The sequence below is a fragment of the Alteromonas sp. AWQ4_252 genome, assembly GCF_056158205.1.
Window position 1 is genome coordinate 730,092 of record NZ_JBSWSV010000001.1, and the last position, 14,975, is coordinate 745,066.

At 44.2% G+C, this 14,975-nt stretch carries 19 protein-coding genes; 18 read left to right on the forward strand and 1 reads right to left on the reverse strand.

Features of this window, described 5'->3' with window-relative positions; genetic code table 11:
- Nucleotides 1-10 precede the first annotated feature (10 nt).
- The 15 genes from ACXACM_RS03190 (at nucleotide 11) to ACXACM_RS03260 (ending at nucleotide 11,645) form a co-directional block, all read left to right on the forward strand.
- Complete coding sequence (locus ACXACM_RS03190; RefSeq protein ID WP_474819748.1) at nucleotides 11-802, forward strand: ParA family protein; 792 nt, start codon at nucleotides 11-13, stop codon at nucleotides 800-802.
- Between the two features lie 56 nt (nucleotides 803-858).
- Nucleotides 859-1,740: a ParB/RepB/Spo0J family partition protein gene (locus ACXACM_RS03195; protein ID WP_474819750.1), complete on the forward strand. Its 882-nt coding sequence runs from the start codon at nucleotides 859-861 to the stop codon at nucleotides 1,738-1,740.
- A 197-nt stretch (nucleotides 1,741-1,937) separates the two neighbouring features.
- Nucleotides 1,938-2,336, forward strand: coding sequence for an ATP synthase subunit I (locus ACXACM_RS03200; protein WP_474819751.1), 399 nt, complete (start codon nucleotides 1,938-1,940; stop codon nucleotides 2,334-2,336).
- A gap of 89 nt (nucleotides 2,337-2,425) precedes the next feature.
- Nucleotides 2,426-3,226, forward strand: coding sequence for a F0F1 ATP synthase subunit A (gene atpB, locus ACXACM_RS03205; RefSeq protein ID WP_474819752.1), 801 nt, complete (start codon nucleotides 2,426-2,428; stop codon nucleotides 3,224-3,226).
- Between the two features lie 54 nt (nucleotides 3,227-3,280).
- On the forward strand, nucleotides 3,281-3,529 hold the full coding sequence (gene atpE, locus ACXACM_RS03210; protein ID WP_073318383.1) for a F0F1 ATP synthase subunit C: 249 nt from the start codon (nucleotides 3,281-3,283) through the stop codon (nucleotides 3,527-3,529).
- Nucleotides 3,530-3,571: 42 nt separating this feature from the next.
- Entirely contained in the window at nucleotides 3,572-4,042 is a 471-nt protein-coding gene (gene atpF / locus ACXACM_RS03215) for a F0F1 ATP synthase subunit B (RefSeq protein WP_474819754.1), read from the forward strand.
- A 14-nt stretch (nucleotides 4,043-4,056) separates the two neighbouring features.
- A complete protein-coding gene (gene atpH, locus ACXACM_RS03220) occupies nucleotides 4,057-4,590 on the forward strand; it encodes a F0F1 ATP synthase subunit delta (RefSeq protein WP_474819755.1) in 534 nt (177 codons plus the stop codon).
- A gap of 13 nt (nucleotides 4,591-4,603) precedes the next feature.
- Nucleotides 4,604-6,145 carry a F0F1 ATP synthase subunit alpha gene (gene atpA, locus ACXACM_RS03225; protein WP_474819756.1) on the forward strand — a complete coding sequence of 514 codons (1,542 nt, stop codon included), beginning with the start codon at nucleotides 4,604-4,606 and terminating at the stop codon, nucleotides 6,143-6,145.
- A 57-nt stretch (nucleotides 6,146-6,202) separates the two neighbouring features.
- Nucleotides 6,203-7,063 carry a F0F1 ATP synthase subunit gamma gene (gene atpG, locus ACXACM_RS03230; protein ID WP_474819757.1) on the forward strand — a complete coding sequence of 287 codons (861 nt, stop codon included), beginning with the start codon at nucleotides 6,203-6,205 and terminating at the stop codon, nucleotides 7,061-7,063.
- A gap of 33 nt (nucleotides 7,064-7,096) precedes the next feature.
- The gene (atpD, locus tag ACXACM_RS03235; protein WP_474819758.1) at nucleotides 7,097-8,479 is read left to right on the forward strand and encodes a F0F1 ATP synthase subunit beta; all 1,383 of its coding nucleotides are present in this window, start codon (nucleotides 7,097-7,099) and stop codon (nucleotides 8,477-8,479) included.
- Between the two features lie 67 nt (nucleotides 8,480-8,546).
- A complete protein-coding gene (locus tag ACXACM_RS03240) occupies nucleotides 8,547-8,963 on the forward strand; it encodes a F0F1 ATP synthase subunit epsilon (RefSeq protein ID WP_474819760.1) in 417 nt (138 codons plus the stop codon).
- A 118-nt stretch (nucleotides 8,964-9,081) separates the two neighbouring features.
- On the forward strand, nucleotides 9,082-9,486 hold the full coding sequence (locus ACXACM_RS03245; protein WP_474819761.1) for a GFA family protein: 405 nt from the start codon (nucleotides 9,082-9,084) through the stop codon (nucleotides 9,484-9,486).
- A 3-nt stretch (nucleotides 9,487-9,489) separates the two neighbouring features.
- Complete coding sequence (locus ACXACM_RS03250) at nucleotides 9,490-9,861, forward strand: VOC family protein (RefSeq protein ID WP_474819762.1); 372 nt, start codon at nucleotides 9,490-9,492, stop codon at nucleotides 9,859-9,861.
- A 298-nt stretch (nucleotides 9,862-10,159) separates the two neighbouring features.
- Entirely contained in the window at nucleotides 10,160-10,948 is a 789-nt protein-coding gene (locus tag ACXACM_RS03255; protein WP_474819764.1) for a hypothetical protein, read from the forward strand.
- Between the two features lie 97 nt (nucleotides 10,949-11,045).
- A complete protein-coding gene (locus ACXACM_RS03260) occupies nucleotides 11,046-11,645 on the forward strand; it encodes a glutathione S-transferase family protein (protein WP_474819766.1) in 600 nt (199 codons plus the stop codon).
- Nucleotides 11,646-11,665: 20 nt separating this feature from the next.
- On the opposite strand, the gene ACXACM_RS03265 is transcribed toward ACXACM_RS03260, so the two are convergent.
- Nucleotides 11,666-12,259: a tRNA-uridine aminocarboxypropyltransferase gene (locus ACXACM_RS03265; protein WP_474819767.1), complete on the reverse strand. Its 594-nt coding sequence runs from the start codon at nucleotides 12,257-12,259 to the stop codon at nucleotides 11,666-11,668.
- A 25-nt stretch (nucleotides 12,260-12,284) separates the two neighbouring features.
- Between ACXACM_RS03265 and ACXACM_RS03270 the strand changes: the two genes are divergently transcribed.
- The 3 genes from ACXACM_RS03270 to ACXACM_RS03280 all read left to right on the forward strand — a co-directional run bounded on the left by ACXACM_RS03270 (nucleotide 12,285) and on the right by ACXACM_RS03280 (nucleotide 14,761).
- On the forward strand, nucleotides 12,285-12,629 hold the full coding sequence (locus tag ACXACM_RS03270) for an MGMT family protein (RefSeq protein WP_474819768.1): 345 nt from the start codon (nucleotides 12,285-12,287) through the stop codon (nucleotides 12,627-12,629).
- 80 nt (nucleotides 12,630-12,709) lie between these two features.
- A complete protein-coding gene (locus ACXACM_RS03275) occupies nucleotides 12,710-13,909 on the forward strand; it encodes an HD-GYP domain-containing protein (RefSeq protein ID WP_474819770.1) in 1,200 nt (399 codons plus the stop codon).
- A gap of 204 nt (nucleotides 13,910-14,113) precedes the next feature.
- Nucleotides 14,114-14,761: a YiaD family glycine zipper/OmpA-like lipoprotein gene (locus ACXACM_RS03280; RefSeq protein ID WP_474819771.1), complete on the forward strand. Its 648-nt coding sequence runs from the start codon at nucleotides 14,114-14,116 to the stop codon at nucleotides 14,759-14,761.
- Nucleotides 14,762-14,975: the final 214 nt, after the last annotated feature.

The following is a 14,975-nucleotide window of genomic DNA, read 5'->3' on the forward strand; positions in this document are numbered from 1 at the left end:
TGGGTACATTGTGGCGAAGGTAATCGCAATTGCGAATCAAAAAGGCGGTGTAGGCAAAACCACCACCGCTGTTAATGTTGCAGCTTCCATGGCAGCAACTAAACGTAAAGTTTTACTGATTGATCTTGATCCCCAAGGCAACGCCACGATGGCGAGCGGCTTAGACAAATACGAAGCCGAAGCTACGTGTTTTGAACTGCTGATCGAGGAAAAGCCTGTTGAGGAAGTGATTTTCAAAGATACCTCAGGCAAGTATGATCTCATTGCGGCTAACGGCGATGTAACGGCCGCTGAAATCAAACTGATGGAAATGTTTGCCCGGGAAGTTCGTTTGCGCAACGCACTAGCTCCGGTCATGGATTATTACGATTTTGTGTTTATCGATTGTCCGCCTTCGTTAAACCAGCTTACCGTAAACGCCCTTGCCGCTGCAGATTCAGTTTTGGTACCTATGCAGTGTGAATACTACGCCCTTGAAGGCTTGACCGCGCTAATGGACACCATTCAGAAACTAGCATCGGTGGTGAATCCTGAGTTAAAAATCGAAGGTGTATTGCGTACTATGTACGATCCGCGAAATCGTTTGGCGAATGACGTTTCAGAGCAACTTAAGCGTCATTTTGGAGAACAGGTTTATCGCACGGTCATACCGCGCAACGTTCGGTTGGCCGAAGCCCCCAGTTTCAGTATGCCTGCGATGTATTACGATAAGTCTTCTGCTGGAGCGAAAGCGTATCTGTCTTTGGCAGGCGAAATTCTGCGTCGCCGGGAAAAATCTATTCAACCTGCAAAAGCCAGTTAATCTGTTAAACTAGGCCACTACGTTGTCAGTCTATAGCGCGAGTCATTGAGGAAATTATGTCTGCTAAAAAAAGAGGACTAGGACGCGGTCTGGATGCGCTTCTCGCCACCAGTCAGTCTTCTTCCGCCCGTCAGGATCAGGAAACTGCAAATCAATTGGCCAATAAGAGCGAATTGAGCAAGCTGCCTATCGAATTTCTTACGCCGGGAAAATACCAACCTCGTAAAGATATGTCTCCGGAAGCACTGGAAGAATTGGCATCGTCCATACGTTCTCAGGGGGTTATTCAGCCCATAGTCGTAAGAACGCTGGCTAAAGACAGTTATGAAATTATCGCTGGTGAACGTCGCTGGCGAGCTGCACAACTTGCTAAATTAGACGTAGTACCTTGTTTAATTAAAGATGTTCCCGACGAAGCGGCTGTTGCCATTGCTCTGATCGAGAATATTCAGCGTGAAGATCTCAATGCTATGGAAGAAGCACAGGCTTTGCAGCGATTAATGAATGAGTTTGAACTTACCCATGCACAAACAGCGGAAGCGGTGGGTAAATCAAGAGCCACAGTAACTAATTTACTGCGTTTGAATAATCTGAATGAAGACGTAAAATTATTACTTGAGCATGGCGATATTGAGATGGGTCACGCAAGAGCGTTACTGGCGCTTGAAGGTGAACAACAAACTGATGCCGCTCAAGTGGTTTCAGGTAAAGGATTGACGGTAAGAGACACGGAAAAACTAGTCAGAAAATATCTTGAGCCCGAAAAGCCAAAAGCTGAGAAGAAAATTGACCCAGACGTTCAAAATCTCATGACGCGTTTATCTGACAACCTCGGTGCTCAGGTGAGTATCGATCATAATGCCAGGGGTAAAGGTAAAATTGTCATTAATTTTAATGATTTAGAACAGCTTGATGGCATTCTCTCCAAAATTAATTAGTCAACCATTCTGCATAAGTAAAATATTTGTTAATGTCAGTCGTTATTGATTGACTTTTAACGTACAATGCGCTTCCCGTGTCATAGTTAAAGTAAATTTTCAAAATAACTTTCAAAATGCGTTGTATAGTTGAAAATTATCGTTAAAACAGTATACTTCTGACGCTTTTAAATTGGCGACGAGAGCCTAAGGTTAACGTGGTAAATAGTATCGCCCACAAAGGGCAACGGTTAGCAGCAAAAACAATCATAATTCAATTTTGCGCCGGGCTGTTTATTTCTCTCGTAATTGCTGTGTTTCTGGGCCAGAAAAGTGCTGCATTTGCTTTAATTGGAGCCGGGATCTGTGTATTACCAAGTGCTGTTTTTGCGCTTTTTGCGTTCCGGTATGCCGGTGCTCAAAGAAATAAACAGGTTGTACAGAGCTTTCGCAAGGGCAGTGTTTTGAAGTTGTTGTTAACCATGGTGCTTTTTGCCCTGGTGTTTAAACATACAACAGTAGCGGTTTTACCGCTGTTTATAGGATACATCACTGCCATGATAGCGCAGTGGCCAGCAATTTTATTTTTTACACGCAGAACAATAACGACTAACTAAAGATTGCGTGTGAATTGCCTGATTTCCCTCTTAAGGTTAGTGAATTCAGGCACCAGAATTTTTTAACTTTAAACAATTTGGGAATTAACATGGCATCATCTGGTGGCGAACAATCCATTAGCGGTTATATTCAGCACCACTTGACCAATGCTACTGTCGGTGAAGGCTTTATGGCTGTTCATGTCGACACGCTGGCATGGTCTGTGGGTCTGGGAATACTGTTCTTATATATCTTCAAAAAAGCAGCAAACGGCATGACAAGTGGCGTTCCTGGTAAGTTTCAGGCGGCCATTGAGCTCATCGTTGAGTTTGTTGATAACACGGTAAAAAGTACCTACCACGGTAAAAGTCCTCTGATAGCACCATTAGCACTAACCATTTTTGTATGGGTATTGTTGATGAACCTGATGGACCTGGTACCAGTGGATTTCCTGCCGTGGATAGCACAGCAAATTGGCGCTGCTATGGGTCACGACCCTGATCACGTGTATATGAAGGTTGTACCTACGACAGACGTAAACATGACATTTGCGTTGTCAATCGGCGTTTTCGCGCTAATGATCTTCTACTCCATCAAAATTAAAGGTGTGGGCGGATTCTTGAAAGAGTTATACGCGCACCCGTTTAATACGCCCTGGTTGTACTGGTTCAACTTTATTCTTGAAGTTGTATCGCTACTTGCGAAGCCATTGTCTCTTTCGCTTCGTTTGTTCGGTAACCTGTACGCCGGTGAGCTCATCTTCATTCTGATCGCAGGTACAATGGGCTTATGGCAGCTTCCGTTGCACTTCGTTTGGGCTGCGTTCCACTTACTTGTTATTCCTCTTCAGGCCTTCATTTTCATGATGCTTACCATTGTGTATTTGAGTTTGGCCAGTGAAGAACACTAATTTTTAAATTCTTAATTTTTATTTTTTAACTTCAAAACTAAAGGTGAAAAAACTATGGAAATTTTAGGTAATCTGTACATTGCAGTAGGTATCCTGATCGGCCTGTGTGCATTAGGTCCGGCTATCGGCTTCGGTCTGTTGGGTGGTAAGTTCCTTGAATCTGCTGCTCGTCAACCAGAGCTTGCGCCTACTCTGCAAGTAAAAATGTTCATCGTAGCGGGTCTTATCGATGCTATCGCGATGATCGGTGTTGCTATTGCCTTATTCTTACTGTTCGTTGAAAGCGCTAAGTTTGCTGTTTAAGAAGCAGGGTTTTAGTTTATCAACGAATAGAGGAGAGCGGTTGTGAATATCAACATGACTCTAGTCGGTGAACTCATTGCTTTTGTTGTTTTCGTGTGGTTCTGTATGGCGAAAGTCTGGCCACCGATCATGGCAGCAATTGAGGAGCGACAGAAGAAGATAGCCGATGGGCTGGAAGCTTCTGAGCGTGCCGAGAAAGATTTAGAACTTGCTCAGGCGAAAGCCACTGAGCAAATGAAAGACGCGAAAGCGCAAGCAGCTGAAATTATCGAGCAAGCCAAAAAGCGTGCTAATCAACTTGTTGAAGATGAGACGCAAAAAGGCCACGCCGAGCGTGAGAAAATCATCGCTTCCGGTTATGCCGAAATTGAAGCTGAACGTAATCGTGCCAAGGAAGAATTACGTGCACAGGTAGCCGCTTTGGCTGTTGCTGGTGCAGAGCAAATTCTTCAACGTGAAATCGACGCTAACGCTCAAAACGACATTGTTGAAAAACTTGTCGCTGAGCTATAAGAGGGAGATGAGCCATGTCTGAATTGACAACTGTTGCTCGCCCCTACGCTAAAGCAGCTTTCGATTTTGCTGTTGAGCACAACGCCGTTGCCAAATGGCAAGACATGTTGATGTTTGCCGGCGAAGTTGCCAAAAACGAAGACGTGCACCAGTTATTAACCGGTGCCGTTGCCGCAGAGCAACTTGCTGAGGTTTTCATTAATGTGTGTGGTGATACGCTCGACGAACACGGCCAGAACTTGATTAAAGTGTTGGCTGAGAATAAACGTTTGATCGCCTTGCCTGCAATATCTGCGCAATTTAATGCGTATAAAGCAGATTACGACAAAGAAGTGGAAGTAGATTTAACTTCTGCTTCCGCCTTGTCTGAAGCTCAGCAAGCAGATATTGGCGCATCGTTAGAAAAACGTTTGGCACGTAAAGTGAAGCTTAATTGTAACGTGGACCCTGCACTTGTAGCAGGCTTTGTAGTAAAAGCCGGCGACACAGTTATTGATGGTTCCGTAAAATCGAAATTGAACCGTCTCGCAGACGCGTTGCAAGCATAACGGGGATAAGAGTATGCAACTTAATTCCACTGAAATTGCAGAACTGATCAAAAAGCGAATTGAACAGTTTAATGTAACCAGTGAAGCACGCACCGAAGGGACTATCGTCGCCGTAACCGACGGTATTATCCGCATTCACGGCCTGGCCGATGTAATGCAAGGTGAAATGATTGAGCTTCCTGGTAGTCGCTATGCGATTGCACTAAACCTTGAGCGTGACTCAGTTGGTGCAGTTGTTATGGGTCCGTATGCGGACTTACAAGAAGGCACTAAAGTACAATCTACTGGCCGTATCCTTGAAGTACCAGTTGGTCCTGGTTTGCTGGGTCGTGTTGTTAACACACTTGGTGAAGCGATTGACGGTAAAGGAGCTATTGAATCTGATGGTTTTGAGCCGGTAGAAAAAATTGCCCCTGGTGTAATCGAGCGTCAATCGGTCGACCAACCAGTACAAACGGGTTATAAGTCTGTTGACTCTATGATCCCAATCGGCCGTGGCCAGCGTGAGTTGATCATCGGTGACCGTCAGTGTGGTAAAACAGCCATGGCTGTTGATGCCATCATCAAGCAGAAAGATTCTGGTATCAAATGTGTGTACGTAGCGGTAGGCCAAAAAGCCTCTACCATCGCCAACGTAGTACGCAAACTGGAAGAGCACGGTGCAATGGCTCACACCATTGTTGTTGCTGCCTCTGCATCTGAATCAGCTGCACTGCAATACCTTGCACCTTACTCTGGTTGTACCATGGGTGAATACTTCCGTGACCGTGGTGAAGACGCACTAATCGTATACGATGATTTGTCTAAGCAAGCTGTTGCTTACCGTCAAATTTCATTGTTGTTGAAGCGTCCTCCTGGTCGTGAGGCTTATCCTGGTGATGTTTTCTACCTTCACAGCCGTTTGCTTGAGCGTGCTGCTCGTGTTAACGACAAGTACGTAGAACGCTACACCAATGGTGAAGTAAAAGGTAAGACAGGCTCACTGACTGCGCTTCCAATTATCGAAACCCAAGCGGGTGACGTATCTGCGTTCGTACCAACAAACGTAATCTCAATTACTGACGGTCAGATCTTCTTAGAAACTGACTTGTTCAACGCAGGTATCCGTCCGGCGGTTAACGCTGGTATCTCGGTATCTCGTGTTGGTGGTGCTGCTCAGACTAAAATCATCAAGAAGTTGGGTGGCGGTATCCGTCTGGCCCTTGCTCAGTATCGTGAATTGGCGGCGTTCTCTCAGTTCGCTTCTGACCTTGACGATGCAACTCGTGAACAACTGGAACACGGTGAGCGCGTAACTGAATTGATGAAGCAGAAGCAATACGCGCCTCTGTCTATTGCTGATATGGGTGTCTCTTTGTACGCCGTTGAAAAAGGCTTCTTGAAAGATGTTGAGCTGGGCAAAATCCTTGATTTTGAAGCAGCACTGCACGCTTACATGAACAGCACACACGCTGAGCTGATGAAGACTATCAATGAAACCGGCAACTACAACGATGATATTGATGCTCAGTTGAAAGACGCTTTAACTAACTTTAAAGCGACACAAACTTGGTAATCAATGGTGCTGACCCAAAAGGTCAGCACAATGCGTTGAGTAATCGGAGAGATAATCATGGCCAGCGGTAAAGAGATAAAAGGTAAAATTGGGAGTATCAAAAATACTCAAAAGATTACCAGTGCGATGGAAATGGTTGCTGCGTCGAAAATGAAAAAGGCGCAGGAACGTATGGCCCATGGCCGTCCGTACGCACAAAACATGCTTAAAGTGATTGGTCACATTGCTAACGGTAACCTTGAATATCGCCATCCTTATTTGGAAGAGCGTGAAATCAAGCGCGTTGGTTACATTGTGATTTCCACTGACCGAGGCTTATGTGGTGGTTTGAACACCAACGAATTTAAGCTTGTCACTCAGGACGTCAAAAAATGGCGCGACCAGGGTGTAGAAGTGGATTTCGCTGCATTAGGTTCAAAGGCATGCGGTTTCTTTAATCGTTTTGGTGGCACTTTGCTTGCCGCCGAATCGGGTTTAGGTGATAAACCGTCTGTAGCCGATGTAGTAGGTGTTGTGCGCGTTATGCTTAAAGCGTACGACGAAGGCAAAATTGACCGGGTTTTCCTGGTTTTCAATGACTTCGTTAACACCATGACACAGAAACCTGTGATCAATCAGTTATTGCCTTTGCCAAAGTCACAAGACGAAGAATACCAACATCGTTGGGACTACATTTACGAGCCTGATCCAAAGGAAATTTTGGAATCTTTAATGGTTCGCTATATTGAGTCTCAGGTGTACCAGGGTGTTGTAGAAAACGCAGCGTCAGAACAAGCTGCGCGAATGGTTGCCATGAAGGCAGCAACCGACAATGCCGGTAACCTCATTGATGAGTTACAGCTGGTATATAACAAAGCGCGTCAGGCTGCAATCACACAGGAAATCAGTGAGATTGTTGGCGGTGCCGCAGCGGTGTAGGCAAAGGTTTAGAAAAGATAACGAGGACTAATTATGAGTCAAGGTAAGGTCGTCCAAATCATTGGCGCCGTTGTGGACATTGAGTTTCCACAAGATGCGGTACCAAGAGTGTATGACGCACTTCGAGTTACCGAAGGTGACTTATCCGGGTTAACCCTGGAAGTGCAACAGCAATTAGGTGGCGGTGTTGTTCGAGGCATCGCACTAGGTACTACTGACGGACTAAAACGTGGTCTGGCAGTAGAAAATACCGGTAACCCAATCATGGTTCCAGTAGGTACATCTACTCTGGGTCGTATCATGGATGTATTGGGTAACCCAATCGACGAAGCGGGCCCAATTGGTGAAGAAGAGCGTATGTCTATTCACCGTGAAGCGCCAAGCTACGAAGATCAATCCAGCTCGGTAGAACTACTGGAAACGGGTATCAAGGTAATCGACTTGGTTTGTCCATTCGCTAAGGGTGGTAAAGTTGGTCTGTTTGGTGGTGCCGGTGTAGGTAAAACCGTAAACATGATGGAACTTATCCGTAACATCGCCATCGAGCACAGCGGTTTCTCAGTATTCGCTGGTGTTGGTGAGCGTACTCGTGAGGGTAACGATTTCTATCACGAAATGAACGAATCAAACGTACTTGATAAAGTATCGCTTGTATACGGTCAGATGAACGAGCCACCGGGTAACCGTCTGCGCGTTGCACTTACCGGCCTGACAATGGCTGAGAAGTTCCGTGACGAAGGTCGTGACGTTCTGTTCTTCGTAGATAACATCTATCGTTACACCCTGGCCGGTACTGAGGTATCAGCACTGCTGGGTCGTATGCCATCTGCGGTAGGTTACCAGCCTACTCTTGCAGAAGAGATGGGTGTACTTCAGGAACGTATTACGTCAACGAAGACAGGTTCAATCACGTCAATCCAAGCGGTATACGTACCTGCTGATGACTTAACTGATCCATCTCCTGCGACAACCTTTGCTCACTTGGACGCAACGGTAGTACTTTCACGTGATATCGCTTCTCTTGGTATCTACCCTGCGGTAGACCCGTTGGATTCAACGTCTCGTCAACTTGACCCGCTTGTAATCGGTCAAGAGCACTATGACACAGCACGTGGCGTACAGACTGTTCTTCAGCGTTATAAAGAGCTGAAAGACATCATCGCGATTTTGGGTATGGACGAGCTGTCTGAAGAAGACAAGCAAGTGGTATCCCGTGCGCGTAAAATTCAACGTTTCTTGTCTCAACCTTTCTTCGTAGCAGAGGTATTCACCGGGTCTCCTGGTAAATACGTTTCTCTGAAAGACACTATCAGTGGCTTTAAAGGCATTCTGGACGGTGAGTATGATCACCTTCCAGAACAAGCGTTCTACATGGTTGGTTCTATCGACGAAGCGTTGGAAAAAGCCAAGAAATAAGAGTGAAGCCAGGTGGGTAATTATACCTGCCTAGGCTTGATTCACGTTCCTTACTAAGGAGTTTACAATGGCAGCTATGACCGTTCATCTGGATGTAGTAAGCGCAGAAAAAGAGATTTTCTCTGGTCTGGTTGAAACATTACAGGTAACTGGAAGTGAAGGTGAGCTGGGTATCCACCCTGGCCACGCGCCACTTATTACTGCAATTAAACCTGGTATGGTGCGTTTGGTTAAGCAGCACGGTGAAGAAGAGATGATTTACGTAGCAGGCGGTGTACTCGAAGTACAACCTGGTACTGTAACTGTTCTCGCTGATACAGCCGTTCGTGCAGAAGATTTGGACGAACAGGCTGCTGAAGAAGCAAAACGTCGCGCTGAAGAGCACATCGCCAATCCAGGCGCTGATTTCAATTACGCAGAAGCTGCACACGAGTTGGCGGAAGCCATTGCTCAGTTGCGCTTAATACAGAAACTGCGCAAGTAGAACTTAGCTTTCAAAAAACCCGGCATTTGCCGGGTTTTTTTTGTCTTTTTTTAATCAGCACTATCGCTTTTCTAAATAAAGGTGTACTGTATATAAAAACAGCTTTCAAGGAAAGGTTATGACTATTGGCCGTTGTTTGTGTGGTGAAGTAGAACTTACATTAACAGAAAGTAAAAAACACGTGCATGCATGTCACTGCTCAACGTGTCGAACATGGGGCGGTGGGCCTCTTTATTCAGTAGAAGCAGGTTCAGCGGTTACATTTAAAGGAGAGGATGCTATCACTCGCTTCGCTTCTTCGGCTTGGGCAGAACGTGGGTTTTGTCATCGATGTGGTACGCACTTATTTTATCTACTCAAAGAGGCAAACGCGTATTACCTCCCTGCCGGCCTATTTAAAGATGCAACGTTTGAACTAGACACTGAAATATTTGTTGATGAAAAAGCCGATTACTGCCCAATGAGCGCAAATAGCAGAAAAATAACCGGCGCCGAAGTTATGGCTGCATTTTCTAAAGAGTAAAACATGGCTGAGAATAAATCACTGAATTACCTGGAATACCCATCTCGAGATCTACAAGTAAGCAAAACGTTTTTTAGTACTGTTTTTGCTTGGGAATTTACAGATTACGGGCCAAACTATACCGCCTTTTCGACAGCAAGTATTGATGGCGGCTTTTATCAAAGTGATAAAATCAGTCAAGTAAATCAGGGGGCAGCATTAACCGTTTTCTATAGTACTGATCTCAATACTATAAAACAGGAGATCAACAATGCTGGAGGGACAATTACTTTGGAAATATTTGCTTTCCCAGGTGGTCATCGTTTTCACTTCTGTGAACCTGGAGGGTCTGAGTTCGCTGTATGGTCAGATAATTATGAATCGCCCCAGCCCTAGAAGAACATTAATAATCGGTTTCGAACCTTGTAAAATTACCACAAAATATTAAACTAGCCCGAAAATAATAAAATGTAAAAACAATAGTAGGAAGGACTTTGCTAGCTGTTTTGTGTAGGCAGAGATGAAAAACCGCTATTCGTATCCAACAATAACAACTGCATCTGTTTGGTGCGCCCCAATGTGTTATTTGGCACTATGTTTTATTGCTAATTATCTTACAGGCGCTTTAGACTATTACAGTATTAGTAGTGACCGAGCACAACGCGACTTTAACTGCGCTTTAGGCCTCCCTATTTTGACAGCGTTTAGTTGGATGTCTATCAGAGCGCTACAGCAACGCGTTGCCAGTACGATTATGCGCTATTTGTTAGATAATAACCGTTTATGTGAGTTTGCTGAACACAGAGACTGTCTGGCAGATAATCTGCGGCAACATACAATTACTGCTGCAACGTTTGCTATATCCTTCAATTCAATTTACCTCATTAAAGAAGATTTGCTGGCATTTGACTTAGCACCAAAAGTACTAATCTTAGATCTTATATCATACCCCTTCTGGTTTTTCTTCTGGCTTTTTTTGTTCCAATTAGTGTCATCCACACATTACATGAATAAGCATTTTGTCAAAACAGCTGTACAGGATTTAGGAGCGCTCAAAGCCCTAAGGCGTGTAGCCTCACTGGCAATTGAAAATGCCATGTACGGTCTAATGGCCCTCATTATAGCGCCAGTTTTTTGGTTTAACCGTCAAATACCATACGTCGATATTATAATGACAACTGTGTTTGTCACCCTCCTTACCGTTTATGTAGTCTGGCCTGCGCTAGGTGCATACCGAGCTATTTATCACACCAAAAACACCATGTTCAGTAACCTTTCTTCAGCAATAAACAAACAGCTATCGGTGGCAGATTCAAATACAGTAGCTTGGAATACTGGTAGTGCCCAACAAGACATTGAAGCTGTAGCCTCTACTCCAAGTGTTCCTATGAATCTCAGACAACTTCAGCGGGTGCTGTTGGTGTTGTCTGCAATCCCCTTGTCATGGTTTATTTTTATGCAACTTGAACACCTTGTTGGATAATTGATTTACAAGTAAGCTCTTTGTTTACTATAGCGTGATGAGCTTTGCAGCAAAAAAACGTACTGCAAAAGTCAGAACTAACCAAACGGAGCTTAACATGGTTGTGTACGGAGACAGTCGTTCAGGTAACTGTTATAAAATTCAATTGCTGTTGGCTTTGCTAGGTAAGCAATGCCGTTGGGAAGAAATTGACCTGTTACAGGGTGCAACAAAGCAGCCTGAATTCCTGAAGAAGAATCCTAACGGCAAAATACCGCTTTTAGAAATGGATGACGGCAGAACATTAGCAGAATCTAACGCCATAATTTCTTTCCTCGCTCAAGGCTCTACACTGATTCCCCAATCAGCCTTTGACTATGCCACCATGTTGCAATGGCAGTTTTTTGAGCAATATAGCCACGAACCATATATTGCTGTGGCCCGATATATCAATATCTATTTAGGTTTACCTGAAGATCGAAAAGCCGAATATCAAAGTAAACAGGAAGGTGGGCACAAAGCATTGTCCGTGATGAATCATCAACTAGAGATGACCCCTTTTTTGGTAGGACAGCATCTCACCCTTGCTGATATTAGTTTGTATGCCTACACTCATGTTGCAGGTGAAGGTGGTTTTGATCTCAGTTCTTACAGCGGCATACAAAATTGGCTAAATCGTATCGTTGATCAAAAAGGCTATATCCCTATGCAGTGCTAGTGCGATATGGAAGACGTTATCTACTGTTTATGTTTATGATTTCGTAAATGATGTTCAGGCCCACGCCAGTTCGCTTGCATTGCTGTTTGTAGGTGATAAAGCCCGGACGTATCAACGCCTGTGGCTTGAGAAAGTGTGTAAGCAACGGCCTCTAGGGTAGACAGTCCGTGTTCCACTGTAGTATGTCGAATATTGTAGTTTGATGGCCCTGCTTCGGCAAAATGGTAGTGTGGTAAATTGTGTAAGATTGGATTCGCTAGCCACATTCCGCGAGATTGACGCCAACTGCCATCGAGAAGAATATAGACATCATGGTTGAATGGCATGTTAGACTGCTCTATAGGAGAACTTTCAGTGCTGGGGTAGATCACAGCCGGATTGAGAAATTTTGATAGCGCCGTGCTGATCACATTGCAATTGGCAGTGTGGCTGTTGTAAGTAATTACAGTAAGGTTTTCCAACGATAGCGAAAGTAATCGTACTGTATTCTTGGCATGATTTACCTCGTTCTTGTGCTGCAATATGATAATTGGGATAGGTGACTTGATTTTTACAACAGCAGAACACAGACAAGTGGATTGCGGGAAACGACAAAGTTGACAGGTAGCGCGCATAGCAGGACATCATTACTGAAAAACCATGGCGAATACTAACACTATTGCGCGTATTCTAAATACCGTACGCGTCGTACCGCCGGGATTTGTTGCTAGCTACGGCCAAATAGCTGATTTATCGGGTTTACCGGGGCGTGCAAGACTTGTGGGAAAGCACCTGTCTGACAAATTTAACGGGCAAACTATTCCATGGCATCGTATTGTTCGTTCAGATGGGAAAATTGCATTTCCGACCGGCAGTGACAAAGCTGAGGAACAAAGACAAAAATTAATTGAAGAAGGCATTGTCGTGCGAAATTTCCGTATCCCAATGAATCAATTCCAATGGCAACCGGATTTAGCTGATATTCTATACAAATTGAAATATTAATGTCGAGTAAAGCGACTGGCGTGAGTGAGTTCGAAGCTTAAAACGCACTTTGGGTTAAAGCAGTATTTCTTGGTGAAAAAGTGACGACAGAAAATTTAAAAACTATAAAAATTAACGAATTAAAGCCTGGTATGTATGTCAGCGAAATTGTCGAGCAATCGGGCAAGGTGAAAATTAGAAGCCAGGGTCGGGTTACCAGTCAAAATGTCGTTTCGGCTTTGCGTAAGCGCGGTGTCCTCAAGTTAACTATTGACCTGTCTAAGCAATTTGATCCTGACGAAGATAGTGAAAATACTAATACGCCAGAAACCACTGCTTCAAACCAAGAAACAAAACCGAAAGCGAGCTTTAGTTCGGAGCTTATAAAAGCTGAAAATATCTATAAGCAGGGTAAAAGTATCCAGAAGGCTCTGTTAAAAGCAGTAGAGCAAGGCTTAACCTTTGATGACCGCATACCCAGTGAGTTTTCTCAAGGTTTAATTGCTTCGGTTGACAGAAACCCTGACGCCCTGCTCTGCCTAACTCGTATAAGGGAAAAAGACGACTATTTACTTGAGCATTCGCTAAATGTAGCCATTTTATTAGCTAACTTTGCCCGTTATTTGGGGTTAGATGATGATGCCGTACAAGATTTAGCCTGTGCTGGCTTTCTTCACGACTTGGGTAAAATACGAATTCCAGACGAAATATTGCACAAGCCGGGCAGACTCACTGATGATGAAATGGACGTGATGCGCAAACACGTTGAGTTTGGCGTTGAGACTTTGGTTGAAGTTGACCTAGATAAAGCGCTGATAAGAACAGTAAGTGAGCATCATGAGCGGTTAGACGGCTTGGGTTATCCTGCCGGAACGGCAGGCGATGATATTAGCTTTGAAGGGCGCATGCTGGCTATTGCCGATATGTACGATGCGTTAACGGCAGACCGGTGTTACAAACCAGGCATGCCTTCACAAAAAGCCTTTAAAATTTTAATGAGTGATTGCCCCAATAAACTCGATACAGCACTGGTACAGCAGTTCATCAAATGCATGGGTATATTTCCCGTTGGCAGTCTGGTTCAGTTATCAAATGATAAACTCGCTATGGTCTTGGAGCAAACCGATAACCCGCTTACACCAGTTGTTAAAGTTTTTTATTCTATTACAGGTAACCACTACATCCCGGCAAAAGATATCAACTTATATCAGGATTCTCGGGTTAAAATTGAAAAAGCGGTAAAAGCCAGCGACTTTAAAGTCGATTTTAATCAGTATTTCTCGCAAAACATTTCACTGTAAATCCTGTTGCAAAATAAAGACAGGTGGGAAAATATTTCCCATCTACCATATAACCTGTGCCTGTGATTTAAACTCTACACTTGGCGGGATACCCTATTCTCCTGGGGTTCATCGAAATTTTCTTATACTTGATCACGCGCTAACAGCTGATGGAATAGTAATTGCTGTCAGTAGTTGTATTGGTGAATCGACTTTGAGGTAAGTATGAGAAAATTTTTGACAGTAGGTTTAATATCGGCAGCTCTCACTACGGCAGGTTGTGCAAATGACCCCAATAATACACAAAAGGGCGCAGCCATTGGCGCAGTGGTTGGGGCTCTTTTGGGTAAGGCCACGGGTGATAACGATAAAAGTCGCTACGCTTGGGGAGCGGCTGTTGGGGCCATTGCTGGTGGAGCTATTGGTAACTACATGGACAGGCAAGAAGAAGAACTCCGTACCCAGTTGGCCGATACCGGCGTACAAGTAGTGAGGGAGGGAGACGATTTGCGCCTAATTATGCCCGGAGACATTACTTTTGCGACCAACAGTGCTGCCATCAGCCCGAACTTCAACCCAGTATTGCAAGACGTAGCTACGGTTGTTAATCAATATGAGAAGACCGTTTTATTAATTGAAGGGCATACTGATGATACAGGGAGCGCTGATTACAACCAAATATTGTCTGAACAGCGTGCTCAGTCTGTGAAAAATTTACTGGTGACGTTCAACGTAAACCCCACACGTGTTACTACAGTGGGCTTAGGTGAATATCAACCAAAAGTACCTAATACATCACCCGACAACCGCCAAATGAATAGGCGTGTTGAGCTCAAAATTCAACCATTGACACAGAGCAACACCTCGCGCTAAATTTAATTGGGGGAAATTTTATCCCCCCTTCTTCAAAAATATTTTATCAAAAACTCGCTAATTTCAAATCTGTTTTCAGTCAATTGTACTTTTGTCTAAGTAATTGTAAAACAGGGTATTCCATATAATTCTTTTGTCGTTCTCATCATAACAGCGAAGCTCAAATCCCCCTTTTTTCCTACATTTTTTTATATACAATTCAACGCGTTCGTTA